Source organism: Streptomyces sp. NBC_00080, assembly GCF_045041255.1.
In the GTDB taxonomy this organism is placed as follows: Bacteria; Actinomycetota; Actinomycetes; order Streptomycetales; family Streptomycetaceae; genus Streptomyces; species Streptomyces coriariae.
On sequence record NZ_CP108235.1, the window covers coordinates 7498515 to 7514414 of the forward strand.

At 72.0% G+C, this 15900-nt stretch carries 12 protein-coding genes and 1 tRNA gene; 6 read left to right on the plus strand and 7 right to left on the minus strand.

Annotated features, from left to right (window positions below):
• Positions 1-9: 9 nt before the first annotated feature.
• Positions 10-525, minus strand: coding sequence for a gluconokinase (locus OHU34_RS33470; RefSeq protein WP_142269521.1), 516 nt, complete (start codon positions 523-525; stop codon positions 10-12).
• 140 nt (positions 526-665) lie between these two features.
• On the opposite strand from OHU34_RS33470, the gene OHU34_RS33475 reads away from it, so the two are divergent.
• Entirely contained in the window at positions 666-1367 is a 702-nt protein-coding gene (locus tag OHU34_RS33475; protein ID WP_142269520.1) for a FadR/GntR family transcriptional regulator, read from the plus strand.
• A 4-nt stretch (positions 1368-1371) separates the two neighbouring features.
• Here OHU34_RS33475 and OHU34_RS33480 read toward each other — a convergent pair whose 3' ends face one another.
• From OHU34_RS33480 to OHU34_RS33490, 3 genes are all read right to left on the minus strand, one after another.
• Positions 1372-1782 (minus strand): YchJ family protein, encoded by a 411-nt coding sequence (locus OHU34_RS33480; protein WP_142269519.1) that lies wholly within the window; start codon positions 1780-1782, stop codon positions 1372-1374.
• Between the two features lie 156 nt (positions 1783-1938).
• Positions 1939-3291 carry a M1 family metallopeptidase gene (locus tag OHU34_RS33485; RefSeq protein ID WP_405769871.1) on the minus strand — a complete coding sequence of 451 codons (1353 nt, stop codon included), beginning with the start codon at positions 3289-3291 and terminating at the stop codon, positions 1939-1941.
• Positions 3292-3368: 77 nt separating this feature from the next.
• Entirely contained in the window at positions 3369-7235 is a 3867-nt protein-coding gene (locus OHU34_RS33490) for a Pls/PosA family non-ribosomal peptide synthetase (RefSeq protein ID WP_405769874.1), read from the minus strand.
• Positions 7236-7853: 618 nt separating this feature from the next.
• On the opposite strand from OHU34_RS33490, the gene OHU34_RS33495 reads away from it, so the two are divergent.
• Positions 7854-8732 (plus strand): ABC transporter substrate-binding protein, encoded by an 879-nt coding sequence (locus OHU34_RS33495; protein WP_230196376.1) that lies wholly within the window; start codon positions 7854-7856, stop codon positions 8730-8732.
• Positions 8733-8796: 64 nt separating this feature from the next.
• Here the strand turns inward: OHU34_RS33495 and OHU34_RS33500 are convergent, their stop codons facing one another.
• Positions 8797-11529, minus strand: a complete 2733-nt coding sequence (locus OHU34_RS33500; protein ID WP_405769878.1) for a SpoIIE family protein phosphatase — start codon at positions 11527-11529, stop codon at positions 8797-8799.
• A gap of 237 nt (positions 11530-11766) precedes the next feature.
• Positions 11767-11851, minus strand: a tRNA-Leu gene (locus tag OHU34_RS33505).
• Positions 11852-12057: 206 nt separating this feature from the next.
• Here OHU34_RS33505 and OHU34_RS33510 point away from each other — a divergent pair.
• The 3 genes from OHU34_RS33510 to OHU34_RS33520 all read left to right on the plus strand — a co-directional run bounded on the left by OHU34_RS33510 (position 12058) and on the right by OHU34_RS33520 (position 14867).
• Complete coding sequence (locus tag OHU34_RS33510) at positions 12058-13386, plus strand: M20/M25/M40 family metallo-hydrolase (protein WP_405769881.1); 1329 nt, start codon at positions 12058-12060, stop codon at positions 13384-13386.
• Between the two features lie 177 nt (positions 13387-13563).
• The gene (gene chpH, locus OHU34_RS33515) at positions 13564-13797 is read left to right on the plus strand and encodes a chaplin ChpH (RefSeq protein WP_028806602.1); all 234 of its coding nucleotides are present in this window, start codon (positions 13564-13566) and stop codon (positions 13795-13797) included.
• Between the two features lie 188 nt (positions 13798-13985).
• Positions 13986-14867, plus strand: coding sequence for a chaplin (locus tag OHU34_RS33520; protein ID WP_142269513.1), 882 nt, complete (start codon positions 13986-13988; stop codon positions 14865-14867).
• Positions 14868-14936: 69 nt separating this feature from the next.
• Here the strand turns inward: OHU34_RS33520 and OHU34_RS33525 are convergent, their stop codons facing one another.
• On the minus strand, positions 14937-15125 hold the full coding sequence (locus OHU34_RS33525; protein ID WP_005485166.1) for a DUF5703 family protein: 189 nt from the start codon (positions 15123-15125) through the stop codon (positions 14937-14939).
• Between the two features lie 47 nt (positions 15126-15172).
• Here OHU34_RS33525 and OHU34_RS33530 point away from each other — a divergent pair, with 47 nt between their 5' ends.
• Positions 15173-15862, plus strand: a complete 690-nt coding sequence (locus tag OHU34_RS33530; protein ID WP_142269512.1) for a hypothetical protein — start codon at positions 15173-15175, stop codon at positions 15860-15862.
• Positions 15863-15900 lie beyond the last annotated feature (38 nt).

The window sequence follows — 15900 nt, forward strand, 5'->3', positions numbered from 1 at the left end:
GCGGGAAGGTCAGGCAGGCTGAGGGAGCGCGTCGAGCGCGGTCACGGCCCGGCCGGTGATGGCCTCCGGGCTGCCGGAGACGTCGACGACGACGCCCGCCTCGTCCGCCTGGAGGGGCTGGAGCGTGGCGAACTGGGAGTCGAGCAGCGCGGTCGGCATGAAGTGGCCCTGCCGGTGCGCCATGCGGTCCTCGATCAGCGCGCGGTCGCCCGCGAGATGCACGAAGACGACCCCGGGGGCCGTCGCCCGCAGCCGGTCGCGGTACGACCGCTTCAGCGCCGAGCAGCTGACGACCCCGCCGAGTCCGGCCCGCGCTTCCGCCCAGCCGCCGATGGCGTCGAGCCACGGCCGACGGTCGTCGTCGTCGAGCGGGGTGCCGGCCGACATCTTGTCGATGTTGGCCTGCGGGTGGAAGTCGTCGCCCTCGGCGTACGGAACGCCCAACCGGGCGGCGAGCAGGGGACCGATGGTGGTCTTGCCCGTGCCGGCGACGCCCATCACCACGACGACATGGGGGGTACGCATCTCTGCCTCGCTGTCTGCTCCGACGTCTGACGCCAACGGACGCCGACGACACTGAAACCGATTAGGTACGACGAATTCAAGAGTGTGTGACAAATAAGTCTGACTTTTTGGCTCCGTGATCTACCCCGTACTCTGAGTGCATGACCACTCCGGGCCGGGGTCTGCACGGCCAAGTACTGGACGCCCTGGGCCCCGCCATCACCGCGGGTGAGTACCCGCCGGGCAGTGTTCTGCGCACCGACGAACTGGCCCAGCGCTTCGACGTCTCCCGCTCGGTGATGCGCGAGGCGGTCCGCGTCCTGGAGTCCATGCACCTGGTCGAGTCCCGCCGCCGCGTGGGCGTGACGGTCCGCCCCCGGGCCGCGTGGAACGTCTACGACCCGCAGGTCATCCGCTGGCGGCTGGCGGGCGCCGACCGCCCGCACCAGCTGCGCTCCCTCACCGTCCTGCGCTCGGCGATCGAGCCGGTCGCGGCGGGCCTGGCGGCGAAGCACGCCACGGCGGAGCAGTGCGCCGAACTCACCGAGTGCGCGCTCGGCATGGTGGCCAACTCACGCGGCCACCGGCTGGAGGCATACCTCGTCCACGACGTCGCCTTCCACCGGGTGATCCTCGCCGCCTCGGGCAACGAGATGTTTGCCCGCCTCGGCGACGTCGTCGCGGAGGTCCTGGCGGGCCGCACCCATCACGAGGTCATGTTCGAGGACCCCGACCCGACCGCCGTCACCCTCCACGTCCAGGTCGCGGAGGCGGTCCGCGAGGGCGACGCGGCCCGCGCGGAACAACTGACCCGGGAGATCACGGTCGGCGCCCTCCAGGAACTGGACATCCTGGCGCCCTAGCGGGTCATGCGGAGCCCTCCGGGAACTCCCCGTCCACGTACACCCACGCCCCGGCCACCCGCTCGAAGCGGCTGCGCTCGTGCAGCGCGCCGCCCCGGTAGGAGGCCCGGAACTCCACGGTCCCGGTCGTGTGGAAGGCGCTCCCGTCCGCCGTCCCGAGGATCTCCAGGCCCGTCCACCGCATCCCCGGATCGAGCTCGAGCCGCTCCGGCCGCGTCCGCGGATGCCACGTCCGCAGCAGATATCCCACGTCACCCCGGACAAAGGCGCTGTACCGCGACCGCATCAGCGCCTCGGCGCCGGGCGCGGCTTCGCCGCCCGAGTGGTAACGACCGCAACAGGCGTCATAGGCGGCGGGCAGCCCGCACGGGCAGCCGACGGGGGAAGTGCGCGGGCGGGCGGTACGTCGGGCCATGACCCCATTGTGCCCGCCTTGCCGATCACACCCGTCGGGGGGCGTCGTGCCCCGTGAGGGGCGAGGGAACCGCGCGATCAGCCCCCACCGGCCCGCAGGCCGAACACCGGGCGGCTCACCACCGCCCGGTTCATCAGCGCGAGCACAGCGGAGCGCCTACGCCGACTCCGCGCCCCGGCCCACCGACGCAACCGGCAGCGGCGGCAGCACGGTGCCGTACACCCACGCGTCGAACAGGTCGTCCAGGGGCTCCGGTGCGAACCGTGCCACGTGCGCGGTGAGCGTCGACGTCGTCACCGAACCGCCCCGGTGCAGCCCGAGCCAGGCACGCAGCATCCGGAAGAACGCGTCGTCGCCGAGCGCGCAGCGCAGCGCGTGCACGGTGAGCCCGCCGCGCTCGTAGAGCCGGTCGTCGAACATCGACTTGCGGCCCGGATCGGCGAGGCGCAGGTCCTGCGGCTGCGAGGCCAGCGACCGGTGCGCGACCGCGGCGAGCTGCTGCGCGCTGCGCCCGCCCGACCGCTCCGACCACAGCCACTCCGCGTACTTCGCGAACCCCTCGTTCAGCCAGATGTGCCGCCAGTCGGCGATGGACACACTGTTGCCGAACCACTGGTGCGCCAGCTCGTGCGCCACCAGCCGCTCCGAACCCCGCGCGCCGTCCACGTGGTTGGCGCCGAACAGCGACAACCCCTGGGCCTCGACCGGGACATCGAGCGCCTCCTCGGTCACCACGACCGCGTACTCGTCGAACGGGTAGGGCCCGAAGAGCTGTTGGAAGAGGTGCATCATCCCGGGCTGGCGCGCGAAGTCCCGCGAGAACTCCGCCAGCAGCTCCGCCGGGAGGTGCCCGTGCTGCGGGATGCCCCCGAGCCCCGGGTCGCCCAGCAGGACGGTCTGGTACTTCCCGATCGACAGGCCGACCAGATAGCTCGACGTCGGCGCCGCCTGCTCGTACACCCACGTGGTCGTCGAGGCCTTCGTGGTCCGCGTCAGCAACCGGCCGCCCGCCACCACCGAGTACGCCGACGGCGTCGTGACCGATATCAGGTACGACGCCTTGTCCGCGGGCCGGTCGTTGCACGGGTACCAGGAGGGCGCCCCGACGGGCTGGCTCGCCACCAGCGCCCCGTCGCCCAGCTCCTCCCAGCCGATCCCGCCCCAGGGGCTGTTCACCGGCTTGGGGTTGCCCGACCAGTGGACCTCGACGGTGAAGGCGGCCCCGGCGCGCAGCGGCTTGGCCGGCCGCACGCGCAGCCGGCCGCCGCGGTGGGTGTAGTGCGTGGGCCGGCCGTCCACCCGGACCCGGCCGATCTTGAAGTCGGCCAGGTTCAGCTGGAACTCCGGCAGCGCCGAGCGTCCCACGATGGCGTTGATCCGCGCCGCGCCCGACAGCCGGTTCGGGGCGGGCCGGTAGTCCAGCGTGAGCTCGTAGCGGTGCACCCGGTAACGGGAATCACCGTTCGCCGGGAAATACGGATCCGGCCCGACCGCCTGCTGAACTGCCACGTCCCCGTCCGCTCCCTGACCTGTGCTCGAACCACCCGCCGCCGGTGCACCGCCCACCGACTGCGAGTAGCCCCTTCTCAGGGACGCCATGCCTCGATCGGATTGCCGAGCCAGCGGGTGTCGTCCGGGACGGACTCCGCGGCCATGACGAGCGACGCGGGACCCAGGGTCGTCCGGGCCCCGATCGTGCTGCCGGGCAGCACGATCCCGCCAGGGCCCAGCGTGGCACCCTCACGGAGGACCACAGTATCCGTCCGCAAGATCCGGTCGTGGAAGAGGTGAGTCTGCAGGACGCACCCACGGTTGACCGTCGCCCCGTCCTCCAGCGTCACCAGGTCCGACTCGGGCAGCCAGTAGCTCTCCACCCACACGCCCTTGCCGATCCGTGCGCCGAGCCCGCGCAGCCACGCCGTCATCACCGGCGTGCCCGGCACGGCGCCCGCCAGCCACGGCACCGCCACGACCTCCACGAACGTGTCCGCCAGCTCGTTGCGCCACACGAAGCCGGACCACAGCGGATGCTCCCCGCTGCGATGCCGTCCGACGAGCAGCCACTTGGCGACGATCGAGACGACGGCCGCCGCGCCCCCGGCCCCGAGCAGGACGAGCCCGGACAGCAGCGGCGCCCAGACGCCCAGCGCGCACAGCACCGCCACCGTCAGCACGGCCAGCCCCGCCGAGCAGAACACCGGCACGATCCGGCACAGCTCCACCAGGGCACGCGCCCACAGCAGCCGCGCGGGCGGCTCGTACGTCCGGCTCTGGTCGCCCCCGGTCGTGTTCCGCGGCAGCTTCACCGGCGGAAGACCCAGGTAGGAGCTGCCCTTCTTCGCCTTCTTCGGCGTCGCCGACAGCACCCCCACCAGGCCGCCGTCCGGCACGCTCCGCCCCGGCGCGGTCATCCCCGAGTTGCCGAGGAAGGCCCGCCGCCCGATCTCCGCCCGCCCGATCCGCATCCAGCCGCCGCCGAGCTCGTACGGCGCGGTCAGCGTGTCGTCGGCGAGGAACGCGCCCTCACCGACCGTGGTCAGGCTGGGCAGCGCGAGGACGGTCGAGACCTCGGCGCCCTTGCCGATCCGCATCCCGAGCAACCGCAGCCACACCGGCGTGACCAGCCCCGCGTAGAGCGGGAAGAGCGTCTCGCGCGAGTGGTCCATGAGCTGCGTGACGGTCCATGCCTGCCAGCCGATCCTGCTGTGCGTGGGATGCGTGCCCTCACGCAGACCGATGCTCAGCAGCCGTACGGCGATCAGCAGCAGCACCGCGTACGCCAGACCGAAGGCGAGCGTGGCCGGGACCAGGGCGAGGGCGGCGCCCCGCAGGGCCTCACCGAGCCCGCCGCCGGGGGTCACGAAGCGGCTCGCCACCAGCAGGGCCGCCCCGGCCGCCAGCACCGGCAGCGCGGTCAGCGCGAGACCGGACAGCCCGTACAGCACCCGCCAGGACGTGCCCCGTGCCGGCCGCTCCTTGGGCCAGTTGCGCTTGGCCTTGCCGAGCTTGACCGCGGGCGCGCCCGCCCACCGCTGACCGGTGGGCACCTGACCGGTGACCGCCGAGCCCGGCGCCACCTCGGCCCGCTTGCCGACCCGGGCGCCCGGGAAGAGCATGCTGCGCGTGCCGACGACGGCGTGCGCGCCCACCTTGACCGTGCCGAGCTCCAACCGGTCGCCGTCCAGCCACCAGCCGGACAGATCCACCTCGGACTCCACGGCCGCGCCCCGGCCCAGCTTCAGCATGCCGGTCACCGGCGGAAGCGAGTGCAGGTCCACGTCCGGCCCGACCCTGGCCCCCAGGGCCCGCGCGTAGCGCTCCAGCCAGGACCCGGTCAGCGAGGTCGCCCCGCTGAACTCGGCCAGCCGTTCCGCCGTCCACAGCCGCAGATGGACGCCGCCACCGCGCGCGTACCGTCCAGGCTGCACACCGCGCAGCAGCAGCCGCGCCCCGCCCGCGGCGATCGCGAGCCGTCCGGGCGGGCTGAACAGCAGCAGCGCGGCGGACCCGACCAGCCACCACGGGGCGGTCGGCAGCCAGCCGTACGCGGGCAGCAGGTTGCCGAGCGCGGCCAGCGGCACCGTCCAGCGCAGCCCCAGCAGGGTGAACAGCGGCACGAGCAGCAGCGTCTGGATCACCTTGGCGCGCGCGGGCACCGGGGCGACGACGCGGGTCGACCCGTCGTCCTGCGCCGACCTCTCCAGATGCCGGGCCAGCTTGCGCAGGGTGGGCTGCTGGTAGATGTCGAGGACGGCCGCGCTCGGGTAGCGGGTGCGCAGCCGTGTCGTCAGCCGGGCGGCGGCGAGACTGCTGCCGCCGATCGCGAAGAAGTCGTCACGGGCACTGCCCACGGGGATGCCGAGGACCTCGGTCCACTGCTCCGCCAGCCAGGCCTCGGTGCCGTAGAGCTGCTCGGCCGGGCCGCCCGTCTGCACGCCCTCCAGGGGCCAGGGCAGGGCGTTGCGGTCGACCTTGCCCGAGGTGCGGGTCGGCAGGTCGGCCACCGGGGCGAGCAGCGGCACGAGGGCGGCCGGCAGCTCGGCGCGCAGCCGCCGCACGGCCGCCGCCTGGTCCCAGCCCTCCTGTGTCACGACGTATCCGACCAGGAGCTGGTTGCCGCTGCGGGCGGCCCGCACGGCGGCGGCGGCCCCCGCGACACCCGGCAGCGCCTGGAGCGCCGCGTCCACCTCGCCCAGCTCGATCCGCCGCCCGCCGAGCTTGATCTGCTCGTCGGCCCGCCCGAGGAAGACGAGCCCCTCGGCGTCGGCGCGCACCAGGTCACCGCTGCGGTACGCCCGCTCCCAGCCCAGTGACTTCAGCGGCGCGTACTTCTCCGCGTCCTTCTCGGCGTCGAGATACCGTGCGAGCCCGACCCCGCCGATCACCAGCTGCCCGCTGCCGCCCAGCGGAACCGGCTCCCCGGCCTCGTCCACGACGGCCAGCTCCCAGCCCCTGAGCGGCAGCCCGATCCTGATCGGCTCCGCGCCGGACATCAGCGAGGCACAGGCGACGACGGTGGCCTCGGTCGGCCCGTACGTGTTCCAGACCTCCCGCCCCTCCGTCACCAGCCGCTGCACCAGCTCGGGCGGGCAGGCCTCACCGCCGAAGATCAGCAGCCGTACGTCGTTGAGGGTCTCGGGCTCCCACAGCGCGGCCAGCGTCGGCACCGTGGAGACGACCGTGATCTCCTGCTCGACCAGCCAGGGCCCCAGATCGGCGCCGCTGCGGACCTGGGAGCGGGGCACGGGCACCAGACAGGCCCCGTAGCGCCAGGCCAGCCACATCTCCTCGCAGGAGGCGTCGAAGGCCACGGAGAGCCCGGCCATGACCCGGTCGACGGGTCCGATCGGCTCCTCGGTGAGGAACAGCGCGGCCTCGGCGTCCACGAAGGCGGCGGCGCTGCGGTGACTGACGGCGACGCCCTTGGGCTTGCCGGTGGAGCCGGAGGTGAAGATGATCCAGGCGTCGTGCTCGATGCCGGGCCGGGCGGCGGCAGCCGTCGGCGTGCCGTGGACGGTGATCTCGTGCCCGGCGCCGACGACGGCCCGGACGTCCGCCTCCCCGAAGACCAGCTCGGCCCGCTCGTCGGGGTCCTCGGCGTCCACCGGGACGTAGGCCGCGCCGGAGGCGAGGACGGCGAGGATCGCCACGTAGAGGTCGTTGGTGCCGGAGGGGACACGGATGCCCACCCGGTCGCCGAGCCCGACCCCGGCGGCGGACAGCCGGCGCCGGAGGTTCTCCACCTCGACGGCGAGGGCGCGGTAGGTGAGGGTCGTGCTGCCGTCGTCCAGGGCGAGCTCGTCCGGGAACGACCGCACGGACGCGTCGAAGATGTCGACGAGGGTGCGGGGGGAGGCGGCGGGGCCGCCGGAGAAGCGGGCGGTGTCGCCGAGTTGTGCGCGGATTTCTTCGTCGAGCAGGCCGAGAGCACTGCTCTCGTCGATGGCTGCCATCGGTCCTCGCGTCTCGATCCGGAAGCCTCCGGGGAGCCGGCGGGCCCGCAGGTCTGCCTGGGGTTGTCCGGTCCAGCTCCGTAACAAGCCGGAAATTTTAGTACGACGCTAGGCTCGCCGCGGTGGGCCGGCCACTCGGGGAGGCCGTCCGGGGCGATGCGGAAGATCAACAGCGACGCCCTGACCTGCGAGCTTCGCGAGGCGGCGAGACTTGCCCCACATCGGCGGGAAGGTCGCCTCTGCCGACCTGATGTCCTGGTTTGAGGTGCGCGCGCCGAGGGCGGGAACGGGGAGGGGCGAGAACGGGGAGGGCGGCCCGGCCGATCGGCCGCAACTCCCGAGAACCGAAACCGCCCCGCACTCGGCCGGCGATCCCCCGGGTCCCGGACCGGGTCCGGGACCGGGACCGGGAGCGGCGCCGGATCCGACGACGCACTCCGTGCGCCACGCGCCGGGTGCCGGCGGTGGCCCCGTTGCTTCCGGCCGGTCACTCCGGCACCGCTGGAAGGCGGACGACCCGACCCGCGCCCCGGAGTCCTCCCGCCTGGCTCCGGCAGTCGTATGGTTTGTGGTGATCCATGGTGAATCGAGGAGTATGCCCCTACCGGAGGTGCAATGATGCGCGCCGCGGCAGCGATCGGCTCTCTGGCTGTCGGCGTGGCGCTCATCGTCGCGACATCGGCTTGTGACCGGGACAGGTCGCAGGCGCCGAATGTCCGCTACGGCGACTGCCCGGTCTCGGGGCATTACGGGGAGTTCCACCTGTCGCCCGAGACGGCGGGCGCCCTCACGGTCAAGACGACCCTGCCCGCGCCCGGCTGGTGGAACGGCGACACGCCGGACTCCATCAAGAGCGGCTACGAGTACTGCATGGCCGCCAACATCGCCTATCGATCCGGACTCGACCGGGTGAAGGTCGAGAACGCCCCCTTCCCGGAGGTCGTGTCCGGCCGGACCAAGGACTTCGACCTGGCCCTGGCGCAGATCACGATCACCCCGGAACGGAGCAAGGTGGCCGAGTTCTCCCCGCCCTACCTCTCCTCGACCCTGGGAGTGCTGATCAGGGACGAGGAGAAGATCGACGAAGCCGACATCCGTGACGTCCGCATCGGAGTGGCCGAGGGCACCACGGGCGAGGAGTTCGTCGAGAAGCGCCTCAAGCCGACCAAGCCCGTCACCGCCTTCCCCAACGACCCGGAGATGGTCGCGGCGCTGGAGGAGGGACGCATCGACGCGGTCGTCCACGACACGACGATTCTGCTGGCGTATCCCCAGAAGCGGGAGGGCAAGGTGCGTCTCGTGGGCCAGTACAGGACCGACCAGGGTTACGGCGCCCTTTACCCGAAGGGGTCACCCGACAAGGACGAGCTGGACCGGATCATCAGGCAGCTGATCGACGACGGAACGCTCACCAAACTGTCGGCCGTCTATCTCGGGGCCGCTTTCGGCCAGGACCCGGCCAAGATCCCGTACTTCACGGTCGGCGACAGCTCCTGAACGCGCCGGGAACGTGCCGGGCGAGGGCCCACCCCGGAGCGGCGGTCCGGTTTCCGTCCCCGCTTCACAGGTCCGCCATCAGGAGACCGCTCAGGTCCCCGGCGGCTCCGGCGTCGAGCGCCTGCTCAGCCCAGATGATCTTGCCTCGGTCGGTGTACCGGGTCCCCCAGCGGCGGGACATCTGCGCGACGAGGAACAGCCCACGACCCCCCTCGTCGGTGATGGCAGCGCGGCGCAGGTGCGGGGAGGTGCTGGTGCCGTCGGCGACCTCGCAGATCAGACTGTCGCGGTCGCGCAGCAGTCGCAGGCTGATGGGGCTCGCTCCGTACCGGATGGCGTTCGTGACGAGTTCGCTGAGGATCAGCTCGGTCGTGAAGGCGGCCTCGCCGAGCCCCCAGGATTCCAGCCTGCGGGTGGCCTCGGCGCGGACCCGGGAGACGGCGGCGGGGTCGTCGGGCACCTCCCACTCCTCGACCTGCTCCGGGTCGAGCAGCCGGGTGCGTGCGACGAGCAGGGCGACGTCGTCAGTCGATCTGGTGCGCAGCATCGCGTCGAGCACCGTCCGGCAGGTGTCGTCCGGGGTGGCGCCGTTCGTATGGGCGAGCGCCTGCCTCAGCATGCCGAGCCCGGTGTCGATGTCACGGCCGCGGGCCTCGACCAGGCCGTCGGTGTAGAGGACCAGCCGGCTGTCGGCCGCCAGCCGGAGTACGGCCGTCTCGACGGGCAGGCCCCCGCCGACGCCGAGCGGCGGGGCGACGGGGATGTCGGGGAAGGTCACGGAGCCGTCGGGGGAGACCAGCGCCGGACCGGGATGACCGGCTCGGGCGAGAACACACCGCCCGGAGACCGGATCGTAGACCGCGTACAGGCAGGTGGCACCGGTGACGGCCTCGGTGTTGCCCTCGGCAGCCGCGTCCTCGTCGATCCGGGTGATCAGGTCGTCGAGGTGCGCGAGAAGCTCGTCCGGAGGCAGGTCCAGAGCGGCGAAGTTGTGCACCGCGGTCCTGAGACGACCCATCGTCGCGGCGGCGTGCAGGCCGTGTCCGACGACGTCGCCGACCACCAGGGCCACCCGGGCCCCCGGCAGCGGGATGACGTCGTACCAGTCGCCGCCCACCCCCGCCTTGGCGGGCAGGTACCGGTGCCCGACCTCCAGGGCGGACAGCTCGGGGAGCACGCCGGGCAGCAGGCTGCGTTGCAGGGTGACGGCCGTGGTGTGCTCGCGGGTGTACCGCCGCGCGTTGTCGATGCACACGGCCGCCCGGGCGGCGAGTTCCTCGGCGGGGGACAGGTCGTCCGGCTCGAAGGGGTCCTGCTCCGAACGCCAGAACTCCACGACACCCAGCAATTGGCCCCGGGCCTGGAGCGGCACCGAGATCATGGAGTGGATACCGAATTCGATGACCTTCCGGGCCCGCTCCGGGTTCTGGACCCGCCATCCGTCGGCCATGGCGAGGTCCGCCACCAGGACCGGTCGGCCGGTGGTCATACCGATGGCCACCGGGTTGCCGGGCGCGTAGTGCATACGCCTCCCGACGGGGTAGAGGGGCACGTCGTCCCGGATGCCCTCGGTGGCGATACGGCGCATCTCCCTGCTCGCCCCCGTCGGTTCACCCCCTTGCAGCACGGGCTCCAGCAACTCGACGGTGGCGAAGTCGGCGAAGCGCGGGACCGCGACCTCGGTCAGTTCCTCTGCGGTGCGCTTCATGTCGAGGGTGGTGCCGATCCGCGTGCTGGCCTCGTAGAGCAGTTGCAGGCGCCCGCCCGCCACGTCCGCCCGGCCCGCGAGGGCGCGCAGCTCGGTGGTGTCCCGCAGGGTGGCCACGCTGCCCCCCTGCGAGCCCACCTGCCGCACGCTGACCGCGAGCAGGATGTCCCCGGCCGGGAAGACCTTGTCGGTGGCCGCCCGGCCCGATGCCAGCAGTCCGGCCAGGGCCGGGTTCAGCCCGAGTCCGGTGACCGGCCTGCCCTCGGCCTCCGGCGGCAGCGCGAGCAGCCGGCGCGCCTCGTCGTTGACCAGCAGCAGCCTCGCGTCACCGTCCAGAATGAGCACGCCTTCGCGGACCGCGTGCAGCACCGCGTCGTGATGCTCGTACATGCGGGTCATCTCCACCGGCCCGAGGCCCCGGGTCTGGCGCCGCAAACGCCCGCTGACCAGTGCCGACCCACCCGCGGCCAGCAGCAGTGCGACACCGCCGGCGGCGAAGATCACCGGCAGTTGGTGCTGCACCACACTGGTCACCTTGTCCACCGTGACGCCCACGGTGACGAGGCCGACCGCGGTCCCCTTCTCGTCGAAGACGGCCACCGTCGAGTCGACCGCCTTCCCCAGACTGCTGTCGAACGTGGTCTGGTGGGGCTCGCCTTCGAGCGCCTGACCGTAGGAGGTGGAGACGTGCTTCCCGATCTGGTCCGGGTCCGGGTGGGTCCACCGGAAGCCGTAGGGGCTCAGTGCCACCACGTAGTCGACGCCGGTCCTCTTGCGCACCGCCTCGGCATGCGGCTGGAGTGCCGCCGTCGGGTCGTCGCTCTTCATCGCCTCCGCGGTGCCCGGGGCGTTCGCGAACGACTCGGCGGCCACCAGCGACCGGTCGCCGGCTTCCTGGATCGCGCGGTTGCGGTCCTGGATCACGAGCACCACCACGGCCGTGGCGATGAGCAGGAGGACGACCACCAGTTGCAGCAGGAAGACCTGACCGGCGACGCTGCGCGGTTTCCGCAACGACAGCAGACGTCGGCCGGCCGAACGGTGACGGGCCTTCGGGTCGGCCTCCGGCGGCCCGCCCTTCGGCGGCACGTGGTCGGTCCGTCGGCTCGTTGGGACAGATTGCCCAAATTTGCCCATTTTCCCAGTATCAGTGACCGGATCGGCGGGCGCGGCCCAGGGCGGGCCCGGGGCCGGGGCCGGTGTCGCAGCGCTTGGAGAGCCCGAAGGCTCCGGGAACGAAGAATTGCCGGTGAGTCATGTGACTCACCGGCAATCCGAAACCTGGCGAGGATGGTCTTGCGAACATCCCGACCGGTTCCGCTTCTGTGTCCGAGGGGGGACTTGAACCCCCACGCCCGATAAAGGGCACTAGCACCTCAAGCTAGCGCGTCTGCCATTCCGCCACCCGGACAAGGTGTCTGTCGTGCGGGGTTTCCCCCGCGGCGACGTCGTAAACATTACCAGGCTTTCCGGGGTGCCCGATCACGGGCGGTCGCCCCGCCGGATGCCGCGTCCCGCGTGAACGGCGTGTGTCGGGCCGGGACCGGCCTTGGGCGGGGAGCGGGGGAGAGGGAGGATGAAGGAGACCCACCAGCAGTGACAGCGGGAGGAACCAGCGTGAGCGCGACCGACGGCACGGCCAGGAGCGTCACCGGCGAGGACGAGGTCGTGGACCTCTGTCGCGAGCTGATCCGGATCGACACCAGCAACTACGGCGACCACTCGGGTCCGGGTGAACGCAAGGCGGCCGAGTGGGTCGCCGAGAAGCTCGCCGAAGTGGGACTCGAACCGAAGATCTTCGAGTCGCACCCGGGCCGCGCTTCTACAGTGGCCCGTATCGAGGGCGAGGACTCGTCGAGGCCCGCGCTGCTCATCCACGGTCATCTCGACGTCGTACCGGCCAACGCGGTCGACTGGACCCACCATCCCTTCTCCGGCGAGGTCGCCGACGGGTGCGTGTGGGGCCGGGGCGCGGTCGACATGAAGGACATGGACGCGATGACGCTGGCGGTCGTCCGTGACCGGCTGCGCTCCGGGCGCAGGCCGCCCCGCGACATCGTGCTCGCGTTCCTCGCCGACGAGGAGGCGGGCGGCACCTACGGCGCCCGGCACCTGGTCGACAACCACCCCGACCTGTTCGAGGGCGTCACCGAGGCGATCAGCGAGGTGGGCGGGTTCTCGTTCACCGTGAGCGAGGAGCGGCGGCTCTACCTCATCCAGACGGCCGAGAAGGGCATGCACTGGATGAAGCTGACCGTGGCCGGCACCGCCGGACACGGCTCGATGATCCACCGGGACAACGCCATCACCGAACTCTCCGAGGCGGTCGCGCGGCTCGGCCGGCACACCTTCCCGGTACGGGTCACCAAGACGACCCGCGCCTTCCTCGACGAGCTCGGCGACGCGCTCGGCACCGAGCTCGACCCCGAGGACATGGAGTCGACCCTCGCCAGGCTGGGCGGGATCGCCAAGCTCATCGGCGCGACGCTGAGCAACACCGCCAACCCGACCCAGCTGGGCGCCGGCTACAAGGTCAACGTCATCCCGGGCGAGGCCACCGCGCACGTCGACGGGCGCTTCCTGCCGGGGCACGAGGACGAGTTCCTGGACGACCTCGACCGGATCCTCGGCCCGAAGGTGCGCCGCGAGGACGTGCACTCCGACAAGGCGCTGGAGACGTCCTTCGACGGGCCGCTGGTCGAGGCGATGCAGTCCGCGCTGCTCGCCGAGGACCCGACCGCCAAGGCCATCCCCTACATGCTGTCCGGTGGCACGGACGCCAAGTCCTTCGACGACCTCGGTATCCGCGGCTTCGGCTTCGCCCCGCTGAAGCTGCCGCCGGAGCTGGACTTCGCCGGGATGTTCCACGGCGTGGACGAGCGGGTCCCGGTGGACGGGCTCCAGTTCGGCGTGCGCGTGCTCGACCGGTTCATCGACGCGTCCTGAATTGTCCCGGTGAGACGAGAATCCACCGGGCGGAGAACGGGCGAAGATAATCGGCCGCCTGTGCGGGCGGGACTGGGAAGAGTGAATGCGCCGATAAGCGCGTAGCCTCATTAATTCCCCCTCGTTACTGGTGATGCGATCCGCTGCTTGGGATCGCATTGCCAACAAGGAGGAATAATGATCAAGAAGGTCGTCGCTGCTGCGGCTGCCACTGGTGGGCTGGTTCTCGCGGGCGCGGGTCTGGCTGTTGCCGATGCCGGTGCCCAGGGTGCTGCCGTGCACTCCCCGGGTGTCGCCTCGGGCAACGTGATCCAGGTGCCCGTGCACGTCCCGGTGAACGTCTGCGGCAACACGATCTCGGTGATCGGGCTGCTGAACCCCGCCTTCGGCAACACCTGCATCAACAAGTGACGTCGACCCGCTGAGGGGTCGTCCGTCCATACCGTCGGCCCCGGAGCGCGCGCCATGCGCTCCGGGGCCGACCGGTCTTTTTCCGAAGGAAAAGCCGAAGAAGTCGAAGAGCCCGAAATGAATCGAACAGCTGCCATGATGCGAGCGCATTCGGGACGAATGACGAGATCGAAAGCAGGGATTCAGTAATGCGACAGGTCACCCGCAAAAGCCTCATGACCGTGGCGGCGGCGACGGGGGTGATCGCCGCCGCGGGCGGCTACGCCCACGCCGACTCCGGCGCGAACGGCGGCGCCGCGGACTCGCCCGGCGTGCTGTCGGGCAACTCCGTGCAGGCGCCGGTCAACGTTCCGGTGAACGTCTGCGGCAACACCGTCGACGTCGTCGGGGCGCTCAACCCGACCTTCGGCAACTCCTGCGCCAACAAGGGCGGCGGTGCGCGGTCGGGCGGCTACGGCGAGCAGCGGGGCGGTGGTCACGGCGACCACCGGGGCGGTGGCTACGGCGACCACCAGGGCGGCGGTGGCGGCCGGGGCGGAAGCCACGGTGGAGGCCACGGCGGGAACCACGGCGGCGGCCACGGCGGCTCCGGCACGCAAGGAGGCTCCGGGGGCGCGCACGCGGGCGGGCACACCGGCGGATCGCCCGGTGTCGGCTCCGGCAACCACGTCCAGGCGCCGATCGACGTGCCGGTCAACGTGTGCGGCAACAGCATCGACGTCGTCGGGATCCTCAACCCGTCCTTCGGCAACGACTGCGCCAATGACAGCGGTACCGGCCCCCACACGCCCCCCTCGCGCGGCCACGAGACGCCGGGCAAGCCCGGAGGGCACGGCCCCGGCAAGCCGGGCGGGCACGGACAGTCCAACCCGTCCCGACCCGGGGGTGTGCCGTCCACCTCGGACCACGTGAGCCCGGCCGGCGCCTCCGCCGTCCACCGGCCCGCCGCCCACGCCGCGCAGCTCGCGCACACCGGCAGCGAGCTGCCGATGGGCCTCGCCCTGCCGGCCGGCGTGGGCGCGCTGCTCGCGGGCGCGGTGCTCTACCGCAAGGCGCGCCCCTCCGCGTAAGCCTGCGGGGTGCCCACGACGGAGCGGGCCCCGCCTCGGCGGGGCCCGCTCCGTACCCGTGGGATCACCTCACCACGTGGCCCGCACCTGGCGGATGATCCGCCGGCGCAACCGCACCCTGCGGCTGCCGTCACGCAGCAGGCTCAGGCGGTCCAACTCCCAGTGTCCGTACTCGGCATGGTCGGTCAGCAGTCGGGTCGCGTCCTTGCGGGAGACCCCGCGCGGTACGTAGACGTCGACAAATTCGTATTCCGGCATCGCATCTATTGTGCGGTCTGGGGTCCGGTACGGATAGCGTCTGCACTATGTCTGATGCTGCGCAGCCCACCGCTGCCGAGGTACGCGCCGCCGCCGAGGCGGTCAAGACCGCGCTCGACCGCCACCTGGCCGCGGTCGAACGCAGGACGGGGGAGGACGACCCGGCTGTCTACGAGGCGTTCAACGAGCTGGCCGCGGCCGCCGAGGTCTACGACGAACTGCTCTACGACCGATATGACGAGGTCACGCCCTTCGAGATCCCCGGCGCGGAGGACTCCCTGCCGCCGTACGCGGGTCCCGAGGAGCCGAACGCGCTGAGTGTGCTGATCCGCCGCGACTACGCCGTCGCGGAGCCACAGCGGCTGCTGGCGCAGGCCCAGCGGATCGAGGCGGCGGACGGCGAGGGGGCGGGCGGGGCGCTCTCGGACACGGTGCATGGGGCGCTGGGCATCCTGTTCGGCGAGTTCGAGGCGGACGAGATCGCCTCCCGGCACAAGGAGTTCGGCCTGGAGGAGGGCGACTCCACGCTGTGGGTGCTGGCGGCCGACGAACCGGCCGAGCCGGGCGAGTGGCTGGAGACACCCTTCGAGCAGGCCGACCCCGGGCGGGTGGTCTGCCGCTTCGACGTGAGCGCGGTGTTCGACGAACTCGACGACGGTGACGACGGCGACGACGAGGATCTCGTGGACGACATCGAGGACGAGGAACTGGAGCCGCTGGACGCCGACCGCCGCTGACCGGCAGCCGGCAGCGGCGGGCGGGCGGCGGGCAGCGG